The organism is Halorubrum sp. JWXQ-INN 858 (genome assembly GCF_009806985.1).
Taxonomy (GTDB): Archaea; Halobacteriota; Halobacteria; order Halobacteriales; family Haloferacaceae; genus Halorubrum.
Window position 1 is genome coordinate 154,012 of record NZ_WUAX01000008.1, and the last position, 19,566, is coordinate 173,577.

The window sequence follows — 19,566 nt, forward strand, 5'->3', positions numbered from 1 at the left end:
TATAACGGGTCGAGGCTGCCTCGATAACGGACGGAAAAGCGCCGGTCAGTCGTCCGCGGGCTCCGCGTCGCCCGCGCCGACGTTGACGGCGATCTCCGCGGCTGCGGCCTTGTACTCCGGGATCTTCGCGCGCTCGTCGAGCACGTCGTTCGTGAGCCGGTTGGCCGAGGCGGCCGCGAAGTGCGGCGTCGTCCAGACGACGCCCTCCTTGATGGCCTCGGTCACCTGTGCTTTCACGTCGATCTCGCCGCGGCGGGACCGGAGCGTGACGGTGTCGCCGTCCTCGATCCCGTACCGCTCGGCGTCGTTCGGGTGGACGTCGACGAAGTTCTCCGGGTGCTGCCGCATGAGGGTCGGCGAGCGTCGGCTCATCGTCCCCGTGTTGTAGTGCTCCTCTAGCCGGGCGGTCGTGAGGATCAGCGGATACTCCTCGTCCGGGACCTCCGCGGGCGGCTGGTGGCGGACGCCCTCGATCCGTCCGAGCCCGTCGTCGGTGTCGAACGACTCCGCGTAGAGGTACTGGTCGCCCTCGTCGCCCTCCTCGTAGCAGGGCCACTGGATCCCGGTCTCGCCGAGCGCGTCGTACGTCATGCCGTGGTAGCTCGGACACACCTGCCGGAGCTCCTCGAAGACGGCCTCCTCGTCGTCGAACCGGAAGCCGTCCTCGCCGAACAGCCGGCTCCCGACCTCCATCAGGATCTCGAGGTCGTGTTTCGTGTTCTTGTGGACCTTCTCGACGCCGCGCATCCGCTGGACGCGCCGGTCGGTGTTGGTGACGGTGCCGCCGCGCTCGGCCCACGTCGTCGCCGGGAGGATCACGTCCGCGAACTTCGCGGTCTCGGTCATGAAGATGTCCTGAACGACCATGAACTCGAGCGACTCCAGCCGCTTTTCGACCTCGCTGCCGTCGGGCTCGCTCATCACGGGGTTCTCGCCCATGACGTACAGCCCGTGGACGGAGTGGCCCGCCTCGTGGGAGATCTCGACGTTCGTCAGCCCCGGCTCGCTCGGGACCTCGAAGCCCCAGACGTCCTCCACGGACTTCCGGGCCTCGTCGTCGTCGACGAGCTGATAGCCCGGCAGGACGTTCGGCATCGCGCCGACGTCACAGGTCCCCTGGACGTTGTTCTGTCCGCGTAGCGGGTTCACGCCGGTCCCCGGCTTGCCGAGGTTGCCGGTGATCAGCGCGAGGTTGATCTCGTTTTGAACGTTGTCGACGCCGCACGTGTGCTGGCTCATCCCCATCCCGGTGAAGACGGCGGCGTTGTTGGCCATCGCGTACTTCTCGGCGGCGAGCTCGATGTCCTCGAGGGGGACGCCACACTCCTCGGCGGCCGCCGCTTTGTCGAAGTCGGCGAGCGTCTCCTGGAGGTGCTCGAACCCCTTCGTCCGCTCCTCGATGAACGCCTCGTCGATCCAGCCCGCGTCCGGGTCCGCCTCGTGGCGCTCGAGGATCGTCTTGAGGACGACGTTCAGCAGCGGGATGTCGGTGCCGGGGTCGAGCTGGAGGTGCATGTGCCGCTCCGTCTCGTCGATCTTGAACGAGCGGGTGGTCTTGTTCGCGTGCGGGTCGACCTGGATGACCGTCGCCCCCTCCAATACGGCCTGTCGGAAGTACTGGCTATTGGCGATCGGGTGCTGCTCGCCGGGGTTCGCGCCCTGGATCCAGAGCACGTCGGCGGCCTCTTCGAGGTCGACCATGCTGTTGGTCATCGCGCCCGCGCCGAGGCTGGTCCGCAGCGCCCAGACGGTGGAGGCGTGACACATCCGCGTGCAGTTGTCGACGTTGTTGGTGCCGTACCGGCGCGCGATCTTCTGGAGGAGGTAGTTCTCCTCGTTCATCGTCTTCGAGGAGCCGAAAAAGCCCATCGCGTCGGCGTCGTACTCGCCGTGGATCCGCTCCATCTCGGAGACGATCCGATCGTAGGCCTCCTCCCACGTCGCCTCGCGGAACTCGCCGTCCTCCCGTATCAGCGGGTCCGTCAGCCGGTCCTCGTGGTCGACGACCTGCGTCGCCGCGCCGCCCTTGATACAGACGCGCCCCTCGTTGACCGGCGCGTCGCCCCACGGGGTAAAACGCATGTCGCCGGGGTCCTCGCCGGGGGTGACGCGGATCCCACAGCCCACCCCGCAGTACGGACAGATCGTCTTCACCGGGTCCGCCCCGTCACTAGACATTCGGACCACCACGATAGCATGTGCTCATGTGTCATGATCTGTGCGTCTCGAAGTATGAGTGTGTCGGTGGGTGACCCGGTCCCAATCGACGGGTTGGGGGTCGACGAGTCGATGAACCGACGGGTTGGGGTCGACGGGTCGACGGGCCGCCCGACCGTCGGCTCGTGTCGGCGAACCGTTTTGTCGCCGGCGACCCTCCGAGGCGGCATGACGATCTCGCCCGCCGACGTCGAGCGATACGCCGCGGAGTACCGCGCGGAGGAGCCGCTGTATCCGGTGGAACGTGAGGCGATCGAGTCGCTTCCCGCGGCGCTCCGCGCGGGCGAGTACGGCCCGCGGGACGCGGAGTGGATCGTCCGGTGGTACTTCCGACGACATCTCGGCGCGTATCCGGACGCCGAACGTCGCGCCGTCGAGGAACGGTTCGCGGGGGCGGACCGCCGAGAGATGAAAGCCGCCATCGCGGACGCGATCGCGGCGGTCGACGGGACCACCGCGGCTGGCGAAACGGAGGCGGACGGCGGCGACGCGACCGACGGCACGGAGGCGGACGGCGGCGACCTCGACGCCGCGCTGGCAGCGCTCACGCGGCTCCCGGGCGTCGACGTGTGCGTCGCCTCGGCGTTCCTCTGGTTCATCGATCCTGACAGGTATCCCGTCGTCGGTGCACACGAGTGGGCGGTCATCGCGGAGCATACCGACCTCGACCCGACCTATCCCGATCCGGTCACGGCGGCCGATTACGGCCGGTTCCGCTCGGCGTCTCGCGGGCTCGAGCGTCGCCTCGAAACCGACATCTGGGGGTTATACCGGGCGATACGACGGATCGACGCGGACCGGATCCCGGACCGGATCCGGCGGTGATCACGGCCGGTTCCGCTCGGCGTCTCGCGGGCTCGAGCGTCGCCTCGAAACCGACATCTGGGGGTTATACCGGGCGATACGACGGATCGACGCGGACCGGATCCCGGACCGGATCCGGCGGTGATCACGGCCGACGATCCGGCGATCCGTCGGCCGCGGTCACCACCGATGAACCCGTCGATAGATGTTGTTAGAAATTCAATATCATTTGTTAAGTATAATCATCATGTAAATAGATTTAGGTTGGTTCACAGACAATATCGAGTCGGATCACGCATGAAGGCAGTCGTATATAAAGGCCCGCACGAAGTGGCCGTAGAGGACGTCGACGAACCGGAGCTCCAACACCCCAACGACGTGATCGTGGACATCACGACCACCTGTATCTGTGGCTCGGACCTCCACATGTACGAGGGGCGGACCGCCGCCGAGGAGGGGATCGTCTTCGGTCACGAGAACATGGGGATAATCACCGAGGTCGGCGACGCCGTCTCGACGCTCGAGGAGGGCGACCGAGTCGTGATGCCGTTTAACGTCTCCTGTGGGTTCTGTCGGAACTGCGAGGAGGGGTACACCGGGTTCTGTACCAACGTCAATCCCGGCTTCGCCGGCGGGGCGTACGGATACGTCGCGATGGGACCGTATAAGGGCGGACAGGCCGAGCAGCTCCGGGTCCCCTACGCCGACCACAACGCGTTGAAGCTCCCCGAGGGCGACGAACACGAGGACGCCTTCTCGCTGCTCGCGGACATCTTCCCGACCGGCTGGCACGGCACGGAGCTCGCGAACCTCCAGCCCGGCGAGTCCGTCGTAGTGTTCGGCGGCGGCCCGGTCGGGCTCATGGCGGCGTACAGCGCCAAGGTGAAGGGCGCGTCCGAGATCTACGTCGTCGACCGCGTCCCGAGCCGGCTCGACCTCGCCGAGGAGCACTGTGACGCCACCGCGATCAACTTCGAGGAGGGCGACCCCGTCGAACAGATCAAAAGCGAACACGGCGGGATGGTCGACAAGGGCGTCGACGCCGTCGGCTACCAGGCGCTCGATCCCGACACCGACCCGGGCGACGACGCCTACGACCCGGCGCGCGAGAACCCCGCGGTCGTCATCAACCAGCTGATCCAAGTCGTCCGGCCGACCGGCGAGCTCGGCATCCCCGGACTCTACGTCCCCTCGGATCCGGGCGCACCCGACGAGATGGCCGCACAGGGCCGCCTCGGGATCGACTTCGGGAAGTTCTTCGAGAAGGGCCTCAAATGCGGTACCGGTCAGTGTAACGTGAAGGCGTACAACCGGTACCTCCGCGACCTGATCATCGAGGGGCGCGCCGACCCGAGCTGGGTCGTCTCCCACCGCGTCGACCTCGAGGAGGCCCCGGAGATGTACCAGAAGTTCGACGACCGCGAGGAGGGCGTCACGAAGGTCCTGCTCGAGCCCTAACCCGCTCGAGCCTAACCCACTCGCCCCAACCCACTCGCCCCCGCACCGACTCCGTTTTTTCGGCCCGTGAATCTCTTCGGCCGTGAATCTCTTCGACCCGTGAGTCTCTCCGACCCGCAAGGACTACGCCGGGGGCCGAGCGCTCAGGTGCGGAGCCACGCTTTCGGGTGTTCCGCCCGGAGGTGCGCCTGGTAGCGTTCGATGAGTTCCGGGTACGACTCCGCCACGCAGTGCCAGTCGCAGTGTTCACAGCCGCGTTCGACCGCGTCGTCGCCGTTCCGCACGTGTCCGCCCCGCCTGTAGGTGACCATTTGTGTGTTCGTCGCGGACGGATCGGCCTGTCGGCCGCCGGACCGCCGCGAGATACAACGAGAAACGCGTTCAGCGGGGGTTACTCTGTCGGGAGTCACGACTCCCGAGTCCCTTTTGGTGGTTCGGCGCTACCTCGCGGTCGAATGGACGTCGCGATCCTCACCGTCGGCGACGAGGTGCTCGCGGGCGACACGACGAACACGAACGCCTCGTGGCTCGCCCGGGAGGTCACCGAGCGCGGCTCGCGGGTGGTCCGGATCCTGACGGTCCCCGACGACCGGCGGCTCATCGCCGAGACGGTCGGCGAGTGGACGACGGCGTTCGACGCCGTGATCGTGACGGGCGGGCTCGGCGGGACACACGACGACGTCACCGCCGACGCGCTCGCGGACGCGTTCGGTCGCGACCTGGTCGTCGCGGAGGCGGTCCGCGAGGACGTGCTCGCGACGATGGCCGCCTACCGCGATCGCAACCCGGACCGCGTCGGCGCACACGATCTCGAGATCGACGTCGACGCGTGGGCCGCGCTCCCGGCCGGCTGTCGGCCCCTGATAAACCCCGAGGGGCTCTGTCCCGGCTGCGTGGTTGGCAACGTGTACGCGTTCCCCGGCGTGCCCGCGGAGGTGCGGTCGCTGTTCGCGACGGTCGCCGAGGAGTTCCGCGGCGACGCCGTCTCGACGACCCTGTTCACGCCGCAGCCGGAGGGGTCGATGACCGAGGCCGTCGCGTCCGTGCGCGACGGCTTCGACGTGGCCGTCGGGAGCTACCCGGACACGGAGGGACACAACCGCGTGAAGCTCACGGGGACGGACCGGGACGCCGTCGCCGCGGCGGCGGACCGGCTCCGGGAGCTGATCGTCGTCGTGGACGAACAGGGCTGACGACGGGCCGAGGCCACGGCATCGCCGTCGAGGATCCCGCCGTCGGGGCCACGACTCCGTCGTATTCAAATACGCGGGGGCGGACTCACGGGTATGGAGCAGATCGACGACCAGTACACGCCCGGGGACGTCGAGTCCACGGTCGAGGCGTACTGGGACGATCACGACGCCTACGAGTCGGCCAAGGAAGCACACGCCGACGACCCGCCGTTCTTCTTCGTCGACGGGCCGCCGTACACCTCCGGTCAGATGCATCTCGGAACCGCCTGGAACAAGACCCTCAAGGACGCCGTCATCCGCTACAAGCGGATGACCGGCCACCGCGTCACCGACCGCCCGGGCTACGACATGCACGGGCTCCCGATCGAGGTGAAAGTCGAGGAGGAGCTCGGCTTCGAGAACAAGCGGGACATCGAGGAGTACGGGATGGAGGGGTTCATCGAGGAGTGTAAGTCCTTCGCCGAGCGGAACCGCGAGGCGATGGACGAGGACTTCCGATCGATCGGCGTCTGGATGGACTGGGAGGACCCCTACAAGACGGTGTCGCCGGAGTACATGGAGTCGGCGTGGTGGGCGTTCTCCGAGGTCGCCGAGAACGGGCTCGTCGAACAGGGGAAGCGGTCGATCTCGCAGTGTCCCCGGTGTGAGACGGGGCTCGCGAACAACGAGGTCGAGTACGAGCACGTCGACGACCCCTCCATCTACGTGAAGTTCCCGCTCGCCGACCGGGAGGGGAGCCTCGTCATCTGGACGACGACGCCGTGGACGGTCCCGGCGAACACGTTCGTCGCCGTCGACGAGGAGCTCACCTACAACGCCGTCCGCGCCGAAAAGGACGGCGAGGAGGAGGTCCTCTACGTCGCCGCAGAGTGCGTCGAGGACGTCTTGACCGAGGGGCGCTACGAGGACTACGAGGTCGAAGCCGAGCTGTCCGGCGCGGAGCTCGTCGGCTGGGAGTACGACCACCCGCTCGCCGAGCACGTCGCCGACTACCCCAACTTCGAGGGGGCCGGGCAGGTGTACGCGGCCGACTACGTCGAGGCCGACCGCACCGGCCTCGTCCACTCCGCGCCCGGCCACGGTGAGGAGGACTTCCACCGCGGGTCGGAGCTGGGGTTGGAGATCTTCTGTCCGGTCCAGCCGAACGGCGAGTTCACCGACGCGGCCGGCGAGTACGCGGGCGAGTTCGTCCGCGACGCCAACGCGGCGATCATCGACGACCTCGTCGCGGACGGCCACATGCTCGCACACGGCACGGTCAACCACAGCTACGGCCACTGCTGGCGCTGTGACACCGGGATCATCCAGCTGGTCACCGACCAGTGGTTCATCTCGATCACCGACGTCAAAGACGACCTCCTCGACAACATGGAGACGTCCGAGTGGCACCCGTCGTGGGCCCGCGACAACCGGTTCCGCGACTTCATCGAGGACGCCCCCGACTGGAACGTCTCCCGCCAGCGCTACTGGGGGGTCCCGATCCCGATCTGGGTCCCCGAGGACGCGGCGGCCGGAGACCTCGACGACGACATGATCGTGATCGGTACCCGCGAGGAGCTCGCCGAGCGCGTCGACCAGGACGTCGACCCCGACTCGATCGACCTCCACCGGCCCTCCGTCGACGACCTGACCATCACGGCGGACGGGACCACGTATCGGCGCGTCGAGGACGTCTTCGACGTCTGGCTCGACTCGTCGGTCGCCAGCTGGGGAACGCTCGACTACCCCGGCGAGACGGACGCCCACGAGGAGCTGTGGCCCGCCGACCTGATCATCGAGGCGCACGACCAGACCCGCGGGTGGTTCTGGTCACAGCTCGGGATGGGGACCGCGGCGGTCGGCGAGGTGCCGTACCGGGAGGTGTTGATGCACGGGTTCGCCAACGACAGCGACGGCCGCAAGATGTCGAAGTCCGTCGGCAACATCGTCACCCCGGAGGAGGCGATCGATCGCGCGGGCCGCGACCCGCTGCGGACGTACCTGCTCAGCCACGACCAGCAGGGCATCGACCTCGCGTTCGAATGGGAGGGGCTCGGCGAGATCCAGGGGAAGCTCAACATCTTCTGGAACGTCTTCCGGTTCCCGCTGGAGTACATGACCCTCGACGGCTACGACCCGGCGTCGGCGGACCTCTCGGACGGCGAGCTGGCGGTCGTCGACGAGTGGGTGCTCTCCAGGCTCCAGTCGGTCGAGCGCGAGGTCGCCGACGCGTGGGCCGACTACCGCGTCAGCGACGCCGTCAACGCGCTCGTCGAGTTCGTCACGCAGGACGTCTCCCGCTTCTACGTCAAGGCGGTCCGCGACCGGATGTGGGAGGAGGCCGATTCGCCCTCGAAACGCGGCGCGTACGCGACGCTTGCGACCGTCCTCGACGAGACGCTCCGGATGTTCGCGCCGATCGCGCCGTACCTCGCGGAGCGGATGTACCAGACGCTCGACGGCTCGGCGACGACGGTCCACGCGCTCTCGTACCCCGAACCCGACGAGGCGCTGCTCGACGCGGAGCTCGAACGCGACGTGGCGGTCCTCCGTAACGTCGAGGAGGCGGCCGCGAACGCCCGCCAGCAGGCCGGCCGGAAGCTCCGGTGGCCGGTCCCGCGTCTCGTCGTCGAGACGGACGACGACGGGGTCGCCGAGGCGGTCCGGAACCTCGAGGCGCTGATCCTCGACCGCGTGAACGCCCGCGAACTGTCGGTCACGGGGTCGTTCGACGAGCTGGTCGAGCGCGCGGAGCCGCGGATGGCCGAGATCGGCCCCGCCTTCGGCGGCGACGCTCAGAAGGTGATGACCGCGGTGCAGGGGGCGACCCGCGAGGCGGTCGAGTCCGACGGGGTCGTCGTCGACGGCGAGCCCGTCGAGCTCGACGCGTCGATGGTCGAATACGTCGCCGAACCGCCCGAGGGCGTCGCCGGGACCGACTTCGACGGCGGCACCGTCTACGTCGACACCTCACTCACCCCCGAGATCGAGTCGGAGGGGTACGCCCGCGACGTAATCCGACGGATCCAGGAGATGCGCAAGGAGCTGGACCTCGACGTCGAGGCGCGGATCCGCGTCGGCGTCGCGGTCGACGACGGGCGCGTCGACGGCTTCGTCGCCGACCACGCCGACCTCATCGCGTCGGAGGTCCGCGCCGACGGCTGGCTCGACGCCCCGGCCGACGCCGACGGGCTCGTCGAGGAGTGGGACGTCGAGGACGTCACCGTCACCATCGGGATCGAACCGGTCGCGTAACCGCACGCCGCCGAGACGTTCCGCCCGTGGACTCGCCGCCGAAACGTTCCCCGCTCGTTGACTCGCTGCCGAGTTCCCGTTTCGACGGACCGCGCGGGGGAAACCCCGCCCCGAAAGGTATACCCGCCTGCTCGACAACGGTCCGCTATATGCGTGTCCGACCGGCGCGTCCCGGCGATGCCGAGGCGCTACGGGCGGCGGTCTCCCGGGCGAGAGAGGCCACCGTGTTCGACGATATCGGCGCACCGTTGCTCGACGTCTCCGCGGCGGGGGTCCGCGAAGCGGCCTCCGCGGCCGACTGCTGTTACCTGGTCGAGGCCGACGGGAAGCCGGTCGGGCTGGCGATCGCCCATCCGGACGCCGACGGGGCGGAGGCCGAGCTGCTCGCGCTGTGGGTCCATCCGGCGTACACCGGCGACGGGATCGAGAACCGACTGTTGAGCCGCGTCGCCGCGTCGCTCGCGGACCGTGGGGTCAAACAGCTCCGGGCCTCCGTCGAGCACGACCTCCCCAGCGCGCGCGAGTTCTACCGCGCCCACGGGTTCAGCCACCGCGGTACGCGGGAGGGTCCCGACGGCACCGAGGTCGTCGTCGTCGCCGCGGTCGAGTCGCTCCGGTAGGTCGCCGCAGCCGAGTCGCTTCGATAAGTCACCGAGAGCCTGCCTTCCCTCGACGATCGGTCATACACGATACTGAACAGTTCGACGGTTCGGTTGTTATCGTGTTGCACGTCCCTGCTGACTCGCAACGTTTTTGCGTCGGCCCTCACGACGGTTTACATGGCGAAGGATCTCGGTCAGTTCTCCTCGAAACTCGACGTACCGGAGGCGTTAACGTTCGACGACGTGCTGCTCCGACCGAAGGAGAGCCGCGTGGAACCGGACGACGCGGAGCTCACGACCCGCGTGTCGAAACACGTCGAGCTGAACGTCCCCGTGCTCTCGGCGGCGATGGACACCGTCACCGAGAGCGAGCTCGCGATCGCGATGGCCCGCGAGGGCGGCCTCGGCGTGCTCCACCGCAACATGACCGTCGAGGAGACGGTCGCCGAGGTCGAGCGGGTCAAACGCGCCCACGAGCTCGTCATCCGCCGCGAGAACGTCGTCACCGTGGACCCCGACGACACCGTCAGCGAGGCCGACCGCCTGATGGAGCGTGAGGGGGTCTCCGGCGCGCCGGTCGTCGACGACGACGACGTCGTCCTCGGCATCATCTCGGGCACCGACATCCGCCCCTACCTCGAGGTGGGCGAGGAGGACGCCGTCCGCGAGGCGATGACCGACGAGGTCATCACTGCACCGGAGGGCGTCGAGCCGCGCGAGGCGCTCGAACTGATGTACGACCACAAGATCGAGCGCGTCCCGATCGTCGCCGACGGCGACCGCCTCGTCGGGCTGGTGACGATGGGCGGTATCCTCCAGCGCCGCGAGCACGAGGCCGCCGCCCGCGACGACGACGGTCGGCTCCTCGCGGGGGTCGCGGTCGGCCCGTTCGAGGAGGAGCGCGCGGTCGCCGCCGACGAGGCGGGTGCCGACGTGCTGTTCATCGACTGTGCACACGCCCACAACCTGAACGTGCTCGACTCGGCCGAGGCGATCAAAGGGACCGTCGACGCGGACGTCGTCGTCGGCAACGTCGGGACCCGGGAGGCCGCCGAGGCCGCCGTCGGCTTCGCGGACGGGCTGAAGGTCGGGATCGGCCCCGGATCGATCTGTACGACGCGGGTCGTCAGCGGGGCGGGGATGCCCCAGATGACGGCGATCTCGGAGGTCGCCGACGTGGCGGTCGAGCACGGCGTGCCGGTCATCGCCGACGGCGGGATCCGCTACTCCGGCGACGCGATCAAGGCGCTCGCCGCGGGCGCGGACGCCGTCATGCTCGGCTCGTACTTCGCCGGGACCGAGGAGGCCCCCGGCCGGGTCATCACGATGCAGGGGAAGAAGTACAAACAGTACCGTGGGATGGGCTCGGTCGGGGCGATGAAGTCCGGCGGCGGCGACCGCTACCTCAAGGACGCCGACGAGGACGAGGAGTTCGTTCCCGAGGGCGTCGAGGCGGCGACCCCGTACAAGGGGACCCTCGCCTCGGAGCTGTACCAGCTGACCGGCGGGATGCGCTCCGGGATGGGCTACGTCGGCGCGAACACCGTCCCCGAAGTCCACGAGCGCGCCGAGTTCGTCCGCGTCTCCAGCGCGGGCCAGACCGAGGGACACCCCCACGACGTGATGATCACCGACGAAGCGCCCAACTACAGTCCGAGCGAGTGACGAGCGAGCGTGAAGCGAGCGACGAGGGAGTGCGAAGCGAGCGACGAGGGAGTGCGAAGCCAGTGACGAGGGGGTGCGAAGCGGGTGAAGCGACGACGGCGGTCGCCGTGAGCCCCGACGGGTCCAACCCGACAGCGTGCCCGGGTTCCACCCGAGACGGTACCGGACCTCGGTACGGGTGAACACAGGGGTTAAGGCCCGGGTCGGTCTGCTATCCGTATGGATTCCGCGGAGTTGCGCCGGGTTCTCAGGGACGCGGGGCTCTCGAAGTATCAGTCGCAGGCGTACACCGCCCTGCTTCGTCTCGGAACCGCCAGCGCGACGGAGCTGGCGGACGCGAGCGACGTCCCCGCCGCCCGGATCTACGACGTCCTCCGCGACCTGGAGGACGTCGGCTACGTCGAGACCTACGAGAGCGACAGCCTCCGCGCCCGCGCGAGCGACCCCGACGAGGTCCTCGGCGACCTCCGCGACCGGTCCGAGCGGCTGGCGGTCGCGGCCGACGAGATCGAAAAGCGGTGGGAGGCCCCGACGCTGGATCAACACCGGGTCGACATCGTCAAACGCTTCGAGACGGTGTTCGACCGCGCGACGGAGGCGATCGCGGGGGCACAGACGGAGGTCCAGGTCGCCGTCACGCCGGAGAACCTCGAGAAGCTCCGGGAGCCGCTCGCGGCCGCGAAGGCGAACGGCGCGATCGTCAAGGTGTCGCTCCACACGACCGGCGAGACGCTCGACCCGGACGTCGACTACGAGCGGATCGCCACGGAGGTCCGTCACCGGACGCTTCCGACGCCGTTCGTCGCCATCGTCGACCGGACGACGACCTGTTTCGCCCCACACCGACGGTCGGTCAACGAGTACGGCGTGCTGGTCGAGGACTTCTCGCTGACGTACGTGTTCCGGTGGTACTTCGACACCAGCCTCTGGGAGGTGTGGGACGTCGTGTACGACGGGCGCCCGGACGAGCCGCCGCTCGTGTACGCGAACCTGCGACGCTTCGTTCGGGACGTCCAGCCGCTCTTACAGGACGGGATCGGCGTTCACGTCACGGTCGAGGGCTCGGAGACCGGGACCGGAAACCCGGTCACGGTGTCGGGGACGGTCGTCGACGTCGTCTACGCCGGCGAGCCGCGCACCGACGGCGAGATCCCGATCGGACAGCTCGCCGGACAGGTGACCGTCGAGATCGACGACGGGGACCGTCGGTGGGCGATCGGCGGCTGGGGGGCGGTCATCGAGGACGTCGAGGCGATCCGGATCACGGTGACGACGTTCGACGACCTGGAGAACGGCGAGGCCGACCGGGTGAACCTGTGAGGGGACGTCGTGTCGGCCGCGACCCGCCGGGCGCGGGTAGCGGCGAACCGCTCCGGTATCCCGGTGTGACTCGACATGGCGAAGGGGTATTTTCATATAGCGTGGGACGAGAAGAGAGGTGTGAGCGAGACCGTCGCCGCTCCGACGACCCATGAGTGAGCAACCCCCGCTGGTCCTCGTGGTCGAGGACGAACCGGACCTGGCCGACCTGTACGCCGCGTGGCTCGGCGACCAGTACCGAGTGCGAACCGCCTACGGCGGTCACGAGGCGCTCGAGCAGCTGGACGACGAGATCGACGCGATCCTGCTCGACAGACGGATGCCGGGGCTGTCGGGCGACGAGGTCCTCGTCGAGGTCCGCGATCGCGGGATGGACTGCCGGGTCGCGATGGTCACCGCCGTCGAGCCCGACTTCGACATCCTCGAGATGGGGTTCGACGACTACCTCGTCAAGCCGGTGACGAAGGAGGCGCTGCGCGGGACCGTCGAGGGGCTGCTCCGCCGCGGCCAGTACGACACCGGGGTTCAGGAGCTGTTCGCGCTGACCTCCAAGAAGGCGATCCTCGAGACCGAAAAGAGCGCGAGCGAGCTGTCGGACAACGACGAGTACCGGGAGCTCTCCGAGCGGATCGCCGTCCTCCGTGACGACCTCGACCGGAGCCTCTCCGAGGTCGACGAACACGAGGAGTTCGAGCGGCTCTTCCAGGGCTTCGACGGCGACGACTGAACGACCGTTCGCGGCTTTGACGACGATCGAACGACCGTTCGCGGCTTCGACGACGACCGCCGAGCGGCGGCCGTCTCGGTCGGCCGAGCGGGAGCGGTTTCGACCGTCCGAGCCACGGCGCGCCCCGGGATTCCTTATCAGTGATCCACGGCAGTTGCTGTACTTATAAGGAACGACGGCGAGCGAGCGACCCTTATAAATCAATCACGGTCCCGACGCCCGACGCCGCCGCGCGTTCGAGGACGTGTTCGGCGGTGGCGGCGTCGAGGACGGCCGTCCCGACGGACGCAACGACGACGATGTCGTCCGGGTTTCGGCGGCCGGCCGTTCCCTCGAGCACCGCGGCCAGGGGCGTGAGGTCCGCCGCGTCGTGGCGCGGAAAGTCGCCAGTGGCGGCCGTCTCGTCGGGGACGTCGGCGAACAGGGACGCCGCGCGAGCGACGGTCCGGTCGTCGAGCTCGCGCGTCTCGGCGGTGTACGCGCCGACGGCGACGACGAGCGTTCCCGGCGCGAGGTCGTCGCCGTCGAACACCGGTTCCGTCGCGGTCGTCGCCGTGACCACGACGTCCGCGTCGGTGACGGCCGCCGCCGCCGAGTCGACGGCCGTCGCGTCGATCTCGCGGTCGCGGAGGTCCGCCGCACAGGTCTCCCGGGAGTCGCTCGGGGAGTAGACGCGGACGGCCGCGACGTCGACCGCGGCGTCGATCGCGGCGACCTGCCACCGAGCCTGCTGGCCCGCGCCGACGACGCCGACGGTGACCGGGTCGGCCACGGCGAGCTCCCGCGCCGCCAGCCCGCCGATACAGCCGGTCCGGGCGTTGGTGATCCGGGACCCGGCCATCGTCGCCGCGGGAAGGCCGGTGTCGGCGGCGGTGAGGGTGATGCTCGCGTTGACGGTCGGGAGCCCTCGCTCGGCGTTGCCGCCATGGACGCCGACGACCTTCGTCGCGTAGTGGGCCGCGCCGTGGACGTACGCCGGCATGACGAGTCCCGTCCCGAGCGGCTCCGGTGCCGGGTCACCGTTCGCGTCCGGGACCCCCTCCCCGACAGGAAAGTGCGGGCGGTCGGGGCGCTCGACGGCCCCTCGCCCCTGTGCCCGAAGGCCGTCGGCGACCACGTCGAGCAGCTCCGTCAGGTCGAGCACCGCCGCCACGTCGTCGTCGGAGAGAACGCGCATACGGGTGCGTTCGCGGCCTCGGAGTTAATCAGTGGGGTCCGCGGCGAGCGCGTCGCGCGCCACGTCCGCCGTCGCCGCGAGCGGAACGTCGACGATCGGGTCGCCGGCGCACAGCCGCTTCCGCGGGCGGCCGACCGTCGTCTCGCCCCGTTCGGTCCCGACGATCCCGGCCCCCGTCAGCCGTCGCTTCACCGCCGTGAACGACGAGCGGCTGGCGAGCCCGGCGTCCTCGCAGGCCCGCCGGAGGTCGTAGTCGACCACGCCGTGGCGCGCTCCGACGAGGTACGCGCGGACCCGGGGATCCGCGTCGTCGTCTGGATCGAGGGGTCGGTCGGCGTCGAGGAGGCGGAGGAGGTCGGCGGCGACGTTCGGTCCACACCGCGACGCGACGGCGTCGTAGAGCCGCCGTCGGCTCGGCGTCCGGATCCGGAAGGGGTCGGCGTCGGCGAACAGCGGGTCGTAGCTGGTTCGAAGGGTGGTTCCCGTGCCGTTTCCGCCGCCGAGACGGAAGCGGCCTTCCGGCGCGTCGACGAGGACGGCCCCACCCGCTCGCCCCGCGAGGACGACGTTTGGCTGCGGCTCCGGGAGCCGCCGGAGCGTCAACGTCCCCGCTTCGACCAGCCCTGAGACCCGGCTCTCCGCGTGGAACCCGCCGCGAAGCGACCCGAGCGCGACTTCGTCGGCGAACACCGACAGGTCGGGAACCGCTGTCGCCCCGTCGGCTCCCTCGTCGGCGTTCGCCCGGGAGCGGAGCCGCTCGACGTCGGGGTCGACGAGGTCCGGGGCGGCCTCACACAGCGCCTTCACGACCTCCACGAGCAGGGACGGTGCGGGGTCGACGAGCAGCGGGTCCTCGAACCGGTCGAGCCGGAGGGGTCCGGTCGCCAAACGGATCCCGGGAGCGCGCGCCATCACCGGAGACTGCCGTCGGGAGGGGTTAAACGTGGGGGAGTTGACGCACCGCGCGACGGTAGATCGTCGGGCGCTCCCGATCGGGCATCGGAACCCGAACCGACTTGGCGGCTCCCCGATACCGTGAACTCATGCCACGGATCCTGGTCGCGGGCGAGGCGCTCATCGACTTCATCCCGAAGGGCCACGGACCGCTTCACGCGGTCGAGACGTTCCACCGTCGGGCGGGCGGCGCGCCCGCCAACGTCGCCGTCGGCCTCGCGCGGCTCGACGCGCCGCCGCTGTTCTGGACCCGGATCGGCGACGACCCGTTCGGCGACTACCTCGCCGGGACGTTCGCGGACGCCGAGATCGACGACGCGTACGTCGAGCGCGACCCCGACGCGAAGACGACGCTCGTGTTCGTGAGCCTCGATCCCGACGCCGACCGATCGTTCAGTTTCCACCGGGACGGCACCGCGGACACGCGGATGCGCCCCGGGACGGTCCCCGACGCGGCGCTCGCGGACCTCGGATGGGTCCACGCCGGCGGCGTCACGCTCGCGGACGAACCCAGCCGCGCCGCGACGTTCGACCTCATGGAGCGGGCACACGGCGTCGACGGCACCGTCGTCTCGTTCGACCCGAACGCGCGCCCGGAGCTGTTCGACGAGTTCGACTTCGCGTCGTCGTGTGCGCGCGCCTTCGCCGCCGCCGACGTGGTGAAAGCGACCGCCGAGGACCTGATCGCCGCGGGCGTGGTCGACGAGGACGCGACCGACGCCGACGCGCCCGACCTGGCCCGCGCCGTCACCGAGCGCGGCCCGCACACGGCGCTCGTCACGCGCGGCCCCGACGGCGCGCTCGCGCGGGCGGAGCCGGCCGCGCCCTGGAACCCGACGGACGAACCGCTCGTCGTCGAGCACCCCGGATACGCGGTCGACCCCGTCGACACGACCGGCGCGGGCGACGCCTTCTGTGCGGGGGCGATCGCGTCGCTGTCGGACGGCGAGCCGCTCGCGGAGGCTCTCGGCTTCGCGAACGCGGTGGCGGCGCGGACGACGACCGCGAGGGGCGCGATGACGGCGCTCCCGACGCGGTCGGCGGTCGCAGCGCTCCGGGACTGACCTCGCGGTGTCGGGCCCCGTCACAGCCCGCCACAGCCCGTCACAGCCCGCTTCCCGATCGCTCCCGGACGACGAGTCCCGGCCCCGCCGCCGATCACTCCCGGACGACGAGTCCCGGCCCCGCCGCCGATCACTCCCGGACGACGAGCCCCAACCCCGCCGCCACGACGACGCCCGCGAGCACGAACGTGACCGTGTAGCCGGTGAGCGACGCGATCGCCCCGCCGACGACGCTCCCGACTCCTCCACCGAAGCCGGCGATGGCCGTGTACGCACCGAGCGCCTCGCCGCGGTTCCCGCTCGGCGAGATCCGCGTGACGATCCCCGTCGCCGTCACCGCGATCGCCGCCCAGGTGACCCCGATAAGCAGGAACGCCAGGGCGAGCGCGTAGCCGAGCGAGGTACCGAGCACGACCCCGGCGAGTCCGACTGCCGGGAACAGCGCGCTTCGGACGGCCAGCGCGACCGATTGAACGGGACGAGGACCTCGCTTTCCAACGAGCTTCCCGACCGGCGTGTAACAGACCGCCGAGCCGACGTTCGCGGACAGAAAGAGGAGGAAGACGACGCCCGTGACGAACCCGACGTCGGTCAGGTACGCCGGCATCGGCCCCCAAAAGATCGCGGAGCCGACCGAGAACAGCCCCACGGCGACGAAGTATCGCCGCAGCGGCGACCCGCCCCCTTCGGTCGCAACCGTCCCCGACTGCTGGTCGCTTTCGGATCGACGGCGGCGCGCCCGCCAGCGACGGGCGGAGATCGAGATCACCCAATACAGTCGGTTCGGCCCGTACGGGACCGCCCGGACGAACCGTCCCGCGCCCCAGTTGCTCGGTTCGAACCGACGGAACGCCCTCCGGAACCGCGCCGGGTCCGTCGTCGGACGCTCGGGATACCTGAGCCGGACGACGCCCAGCGCGATCGTCGTCGTCACCGCGAGCAGGAAGAACAGGAGCTCCTGTGCGGCGGTCGGATCGAGGACGCGCGGTGCGAGGGCCGTCCACACCGTCCCGACCGCGAGACCGACGACCCAGCCGTACCCCTGTACGGCGTTGAGCGAGCCGATCCGCTCGTCCCAGGCGGACTCCGGGACGCCCTCGACGACGATGAGGTTGAGTACGGGGGCGGCCGCGCTGACGACGAACCAGAGCGCGGCGTTCGCGAGGAGGAGCGTCCACGGCGACGTGAGGACGGGCGTCAGCGCCAGCACGCCGGCCGTCGACCCGAGCGCGACGAGCACGAACGGGCGACGACGACCGGTTCTGGCGGCGAGCCGTCCCCACAGCAGCGCGCCGGGAACGCCCGCGAACGCCGCCGTCGACGCCATCAATCCGACGTGAAACGCGTCCGCGCCGAGGGAGATCGCGTACAGGGGAACGAGCAACGAGGCCGCGCCGACGGCGGCGTAGCCGACCCCCCACGCGTACAGCCAGTCGTCGCTCACTGGTCGGTCACGGCCGGGTGAACGGACGACCGTCACTTAAAACAGGGGTAGCGAAGACCGCTCGTCCCCGGCCGCCCCGTAGCGTACCGATGTCGCGCCTCGCGTTCCGGTTCGCACGCCCTTTTGGTCGTTCGCCCCGAGCCTCACGTATGCCACCGCTACAGCTCCCGTTGGGGTTCGGCACGTCCGGGCTCGACGACCACGACGCGTGCGTCGAGGCCGTGACCGCGGCGCTCGACGCCGGGTACCGACACGTCGACACCGCACAGATGTACGGCAACGAGGCCGCCGTCGGCGAGGCCGTCCGCGAGAGCGACGTCGACCGCGAGGACGTCGTCGTCGCGACGAAGGTCCACTACGACCACCTCGCGCCCGACGACGTCCGGGAGACCGCACGCGAGAGCCTCGACCGACTCGGGCTCGACCGCGTCGACCTGCTGTACGTCCACTGGCCGATGGGCGCGTACGACCCCGAGACGACGCTCCCCGCGTTCGACGACCTCCGCGAGGCGGGGGTGACCGACCACGTCGGCGTCTCCAACTTCACGCCGGAGCTCCTCCGGGAGGCACAGGGCGTCCTGGAGTCACCGATCGCGGCCCACCAGGTCGAGTGTCACCCGCGCTTTCAACAGCCGGAGCTGCGCGCGCTCGCCGACGAGCTCGACCATCGGCTCGTGGGGTACTCGCCGCTCGGGCGCGGCACGGTCCTCGACGATCCGACGCTCGTCGCCGTCGCGGAGCGGACCGACACGTCGCCCGCGGTCGTCGCGCTCGCGTGGGCGCTCGCCCGCGGCGTCGTTCCGATCCCGAAAGCGACCGGCGACCACGTGGTGGAGAACCGGCAGGCGCTCGATCTCGACCTCTCCGAGGACGACCTCGCGGCGATCGACGCGATCGAGCCCGGCGAGCGAGTGATCGACCCGGACGGCGCGGCGTGGAACCGTTAAAAAGGGACGTCGACGACCGTTGACGTTCGTGCGACGATGCTCGACGTGTCGGGCGTTACCCGAGCAGGTAGCGCAGCCAGGGGTTCTCCTTGACGACCTGTGTCTCCTCGAGGTAGCGGTCGACGCCGAGGAGCCGGCCGGCCCCCCACGCGCCGAGGCCGAACAGGATCAGCATGTTGACGAACGAGCTGTCGATGAAGTAGCCGTTGTCCATCGGGAACCCCTGCATCAGCCCGCCGTTCCACGCGGCCGTCCAGAACATCGCCATCTGCAGCGCCCCCATGAGCGCGGCGAACCGGAAGAAGACGCCGAACAGCAGCGCCAGCCCGATGAGGATCTGTCCGAAGATCACCAGCGGGTCGACGAGGGACGCGTAGTTCGCGAACCAGAGGAAGAGCCCGTGGAGCGGGTTGGCCTCCGCGACCGCGTTCTGCAGGAAGCCGGCCGACGACCACGCGAGCGGGTCGCCGATTCCGCCCTCCAGGAGCTTCGCGAGGCCGGCCTGCAGGAAGACCCACGCCATCACGAGGCGTAATCCGAGCATGGAGTACGCGAGCCACGTCTCCGAGTAGCTGAACTCCACTTCCCGTCCGAGCAGTTCCGACTGCAGCGTCCGTTCCGCCGGTTGATTAGACATGTGTCTTCACCAACTGCACGGATCCATGTCATGAGCCAAATAAGTACGGGTAGGCGGATCGGCGGGAGGACCGTCGGCGACGGGCCACCAAGCGGTCGGCGACGGGCCACCAAGCGGTCGGCG

At 69.7% G+C, this 19,566-nt stretch carries 16 protein-coding genes; 10 read left to right on the forward strand and 6 right to left on the reverse strand.

The genetic code is table 11. The annotated features are described in order from the left end of the window. Positions 1-45: 45 nt before the first annotated feature. Positions 46-2,178 (reverse strand): formate dehydrogenase subunit alpha, encoded by a 2,133-nt coding sequence (gene fdhF, locus GRS48_RS06135; RefSeq protein WP_159484588.1) that lies wholly within the window; start codon positions 2,176-2,178, stop codon positions 46-48. A 207-nt stretch (positions 2,179-2,385) separates the two neighbouring features. On the opposite strand from fdhF, the gene GRS48_RS06140 reads away from it, so the two are divergent. Continuing rightward, complete coding sequence (locus GRS48_RS06140; protein WP_159484590.1) at positions 2,386-3,042, forward strand: hypothetical protein; 657 nt, start codon at positions 2,386-2,388, stop codon at positions 3,040-3,042. 276 nt (positions 3,043-3,318) lie between these two features. Then, a complete protein-coding gene (locus GRS48_RS06145; RefSeq protein WP_159484592.1) occupies positions 3,319-4,479 on the forward strand; it encodes a glutathione-independent formaldehyde dehydrogenase in 1,161 nt (386 codons plus the stop codon). Positions 4,480-4,622: 143 nt separating this feature from the next. Here the strand turns inward: GRS48_RS06145 and GRS48_RS15035 are convergent, their stop codons facing one another. Continuing rightward, a complete protein-coding gene (locus GRS48_RS15035; protein WP_200840212.1) occupies positions 4,623-4,790 on the reverse strand; it encodes a hypothetical protein in 168 nt (55 codons plus the stop codon). 144 nt (positions 4,791-4,934) lie between these two features. Between GRS48_RS15035 and GRS48_RS06150 the strand changes: the two genes are divergently transcribed. The 6 genes from GRS48_RS06150 to GRS48_RS06175 all read left to right on the forward strand — a co-directional run bounded on the left by GRS48_RS06150 (position 4,935) and on the right by GRS48_RS06175 (position 13,220). Continuing rightward, positions 4,935-5,672, forward strand: a complete 738-nt coding sequence (locus tag GRS48_RS06150) for a molybdopterin-binding protein (protein WP_159484594.1) — start codon at positions 4,935-4,937, stop codon at positions 5,670-5,672. A gap of 93 nt (positions 5,673-5,765) precedes the next feature. Continuing rightward, on the forward strand, positions 5,766-8,906 hold the full coding sequence (gene ileS / locus GRS48_RS06155; RefSeq protein ID WP_159484596.1) for an isoleucine--tRNA ligase: 3,141 nt from the start codon (positions 5,766-5,768) through the stop codon (positions 8,904-8,906). Between the two features lie 149 nt (positions 8,907-9,055). Beyond that, complete coding sequence (locus GRS48_RS06160) at positions 9,056-9,526, forward strand: GNAT family N-acetyltransferase (RefSeq protein ID WP_159484615.1); 471 nt, start codon at positions 9,056-9,058, stop codon at positions 9,524-9,526. Between the two features lie 159 nt (positions 9,527-9,685). After that, positions 9,686-11,173, forward strand: coding sequence for an IMP dehydrogenase (guaB, locus tag GRS48_RS06165; protein WP_159484617.1), 1,488 nt, complete (start codon positions 9,686-9,688; stop codon positions 11,171-11,173). 219 nt (positions 11,174-11,392) lie between these two features. After that, a complete protein-coding gene (locus tag GRS48_RS06170; RefSeq protein WP_159484619.1) occupies positions 11,393-12,493 on the forward strand; it encodes a TrmB family transcriptional regulator in 1,101 nt (366 codons plus the stop codon). A 151-nt stretch (positions 12,494-12,644) separates the two neighbouring features. Next, positions 12,645-13,220, forward strand: a complete 576-nt coding sequence (locus tag GRS48_RS06175) for a HalX domain-containing protein (protein WP_159484621.1) — start codon at positions 12,645-12,647, stop codon at positions 13,218-13,220. Between the two features lie 193 nt (positions 13,221-13,413). Here the strand turns inward: GRS48_RS06175 and GRS48_RS06180 are convergent, their stop codons facing one another. Then, entirely contained in the window at positions 13,414-14,397 is a 984-nt protein-coding gene (locus tag GRS48_RS06180; protein ID WP_159484623.1) for an ornithine cyclodeaminase family protein, read from the reverse strand. Positions 14,398-14,421: 24 nt separating this feature from the next. After that, positions 14,422-15,309 carry a DUF5821 family protein gene (locus GRS48_RS06185; protein ID WP_159484625.1) on the reverse strand — a complete coding sequence of 296 codons (888 nt, stop codon included), beginning with the start codon at positions 15,307-15,309 and terminating at the stop codon, positions 14,422-14,424. Positions 15,310-15,440: 131 nt separating this feature from the next. On the opposite strand from GRS48_RS06185, the gene GRS48_RS06190 reads away from it, so the two are divergent. Then, entirely contained in the window at positions 15,441-16,415 is a 975-nt protein-coding gene (locus tag GRS48_RS06190) for a carbohydrate kinase (RefSeq protein ID WP_159484627.1), read from the forward strand. Between the two features lie 130 nt (positions 16,416-16,545). Here GRS48_RS06190 and GRS48_RS06195 read toward each other — a convergent pair whose 3' ends face one another. Continuing rightward, entirely contained in the window at positions 16,546-17,859 is a 1,314-nt protein-coding gene (locus tag GRS48_RS06195) for an MFS transporter (RefSeq protein WP_321168318.1), read from the reverse strand. Between the two features lie 149 nt (positions 17,860-18,008). Between GRS48_RS06195 and GRS48_RS06200 the strand changes: the two genes are divergently transcribed. Beyond that, positions 18,009-18,806, forward strand: coding sequence for an aldo/keto reductase (locus GRS48_RS06200; RefSeq protein ID WP_159484629.1), 798 nt, complete (start codon positions 18,009-18,011; stop codon positions 18,804-18,806). Between the two features lie 55 nt (positions 18,807-18,861). On the opposite strand, the gene GRS48_RS06205 is transcribed toward GRS48_RS06200, so the two are convergent. Further along, complete coding sequence (locus GRS48_RS06205; protein ID WP_159484631.1) at positions 18,862-19,443, reverse strand: DoxX family protein; 582 nt, start codon at positions 19,441-19,443, stop codon at positions 18,862-18,864. Positions 19,444-19,566: the final 123 nt, after the last annotated feature.

What these genes read in the sequence shown, in the direction of transcription:
- fdhF (WP_159484588.1), bottom strand. Translation starts at nt 2,178, where the DNA reads ATGTCTAGTGACGGGGCGGACCCGGTGAAGACGATCTGTCCGTACTGC.
- GRS48_RS06140 (WP_159484590.1), top strand. Translation starts at nt 2,386, where the DNA reads ATGACGATCTCGCCCGCCGACGTCGAGCGATACGCCGCGGAGTACCGC.
- GRS48_RS06145 (WP_159484592.1), top strand. Translation starts at nt 3,319, where the DNA reads ATGAAGGCAGTCGTATATAAAGGCCCGCACGAAGTGGCCGTAGAGGAC.
- GRS48_RS15035 (WP_200840212.1), bottom strand. Translation starts at nt 4,790, where the DNA reads ATGGTCACCTACAGGCGGGGCGGACACGTGCGGAACGGCGACGACGCG.
- GRS48_RS06150 (WP_159484594.1), top strand. Translation starts at nt 4,935, where the DNA reads ATGGACGTCGCGATCCTCACCGTCGGCGACGAGGTGCTCGCGGGCGAC.
- ileS (WP_159484596.1), top strand. Translation starts at nt 5,766, where the DNA reads ATGGAGCAGATCGACGACCAGTACACGCCCGGGGACGTCGAGTCCACG.
- GRS48_RS06160 (WP_159484615.1), top strand. Translation starts at nt 9,056, where the DNA reads ATGCGTGTCCGACCGGCGCGTCCCGGCGATGCCGAGGCGCTACGGGCG.
- guaB (WP_159484617.1), top strand. Translation starts at nt 9,686, where the DNA reads ATGGCGAAGGATCTCGGTCAGTTCTCCTCGAAACTCGACGTACCGGAG.
- GRS48_RS06170 (WP_159484619.1), top strand. Translation starts at nt 11,393, where the DNA reads ATGGATTCCGCGGAGTTGCGCCGGGTTCTCAGGGACGCGGGGCTCTCG.
- GRS48_RS06175 (WP_159484621.1), top strand. Translation starts at nt 12,645, where the DNA reads ATGAGTGAGCAACCCCCGCTGGTCCTCGTGGTCGAGGACGAACCGGAC.
- GRS48_RS06180 (WP_159484623.1), bottom strand. Translation starts at nt 14,397, where the DNA reads ATGCGCGTTCTCTCCGACGACGACGTGGCGGCGGTGCTCGACCTGACG.
- GRS48_RS06185 (WP_159484625.1), bottom strand. Translation starts at nt 15,309, where the DNA reads ATGGCGCGCGCTCCCGGGATCCGTTTGGCGACCGGACCCCTCCGGCTC.
- GRS48_RS06190 (WP_159484627.1), top strand. Translation starts at nt 15,441, where the DNA reads ATGCCACGGATCCTGGTCGCGGGCGAGGCGCTCATCGACTTCATCCCG.
- GRS48_RS06200 (WP_159484629.1), top strand. Translation starts at nt 18,009, where the DNA reads ATGCCACCGCTACAGCTCCCGTTGGGGTTCGGCACGTCCGGGCTCGAC.
- GRS48_RS06205 (WP_159484631.1), bottom strand. Translation starts at nt 19,443, where the DNA reads ATGTCTAATCAACCGGCGGAACGGACGCTGCAGTCGGAACTGCTCGGA.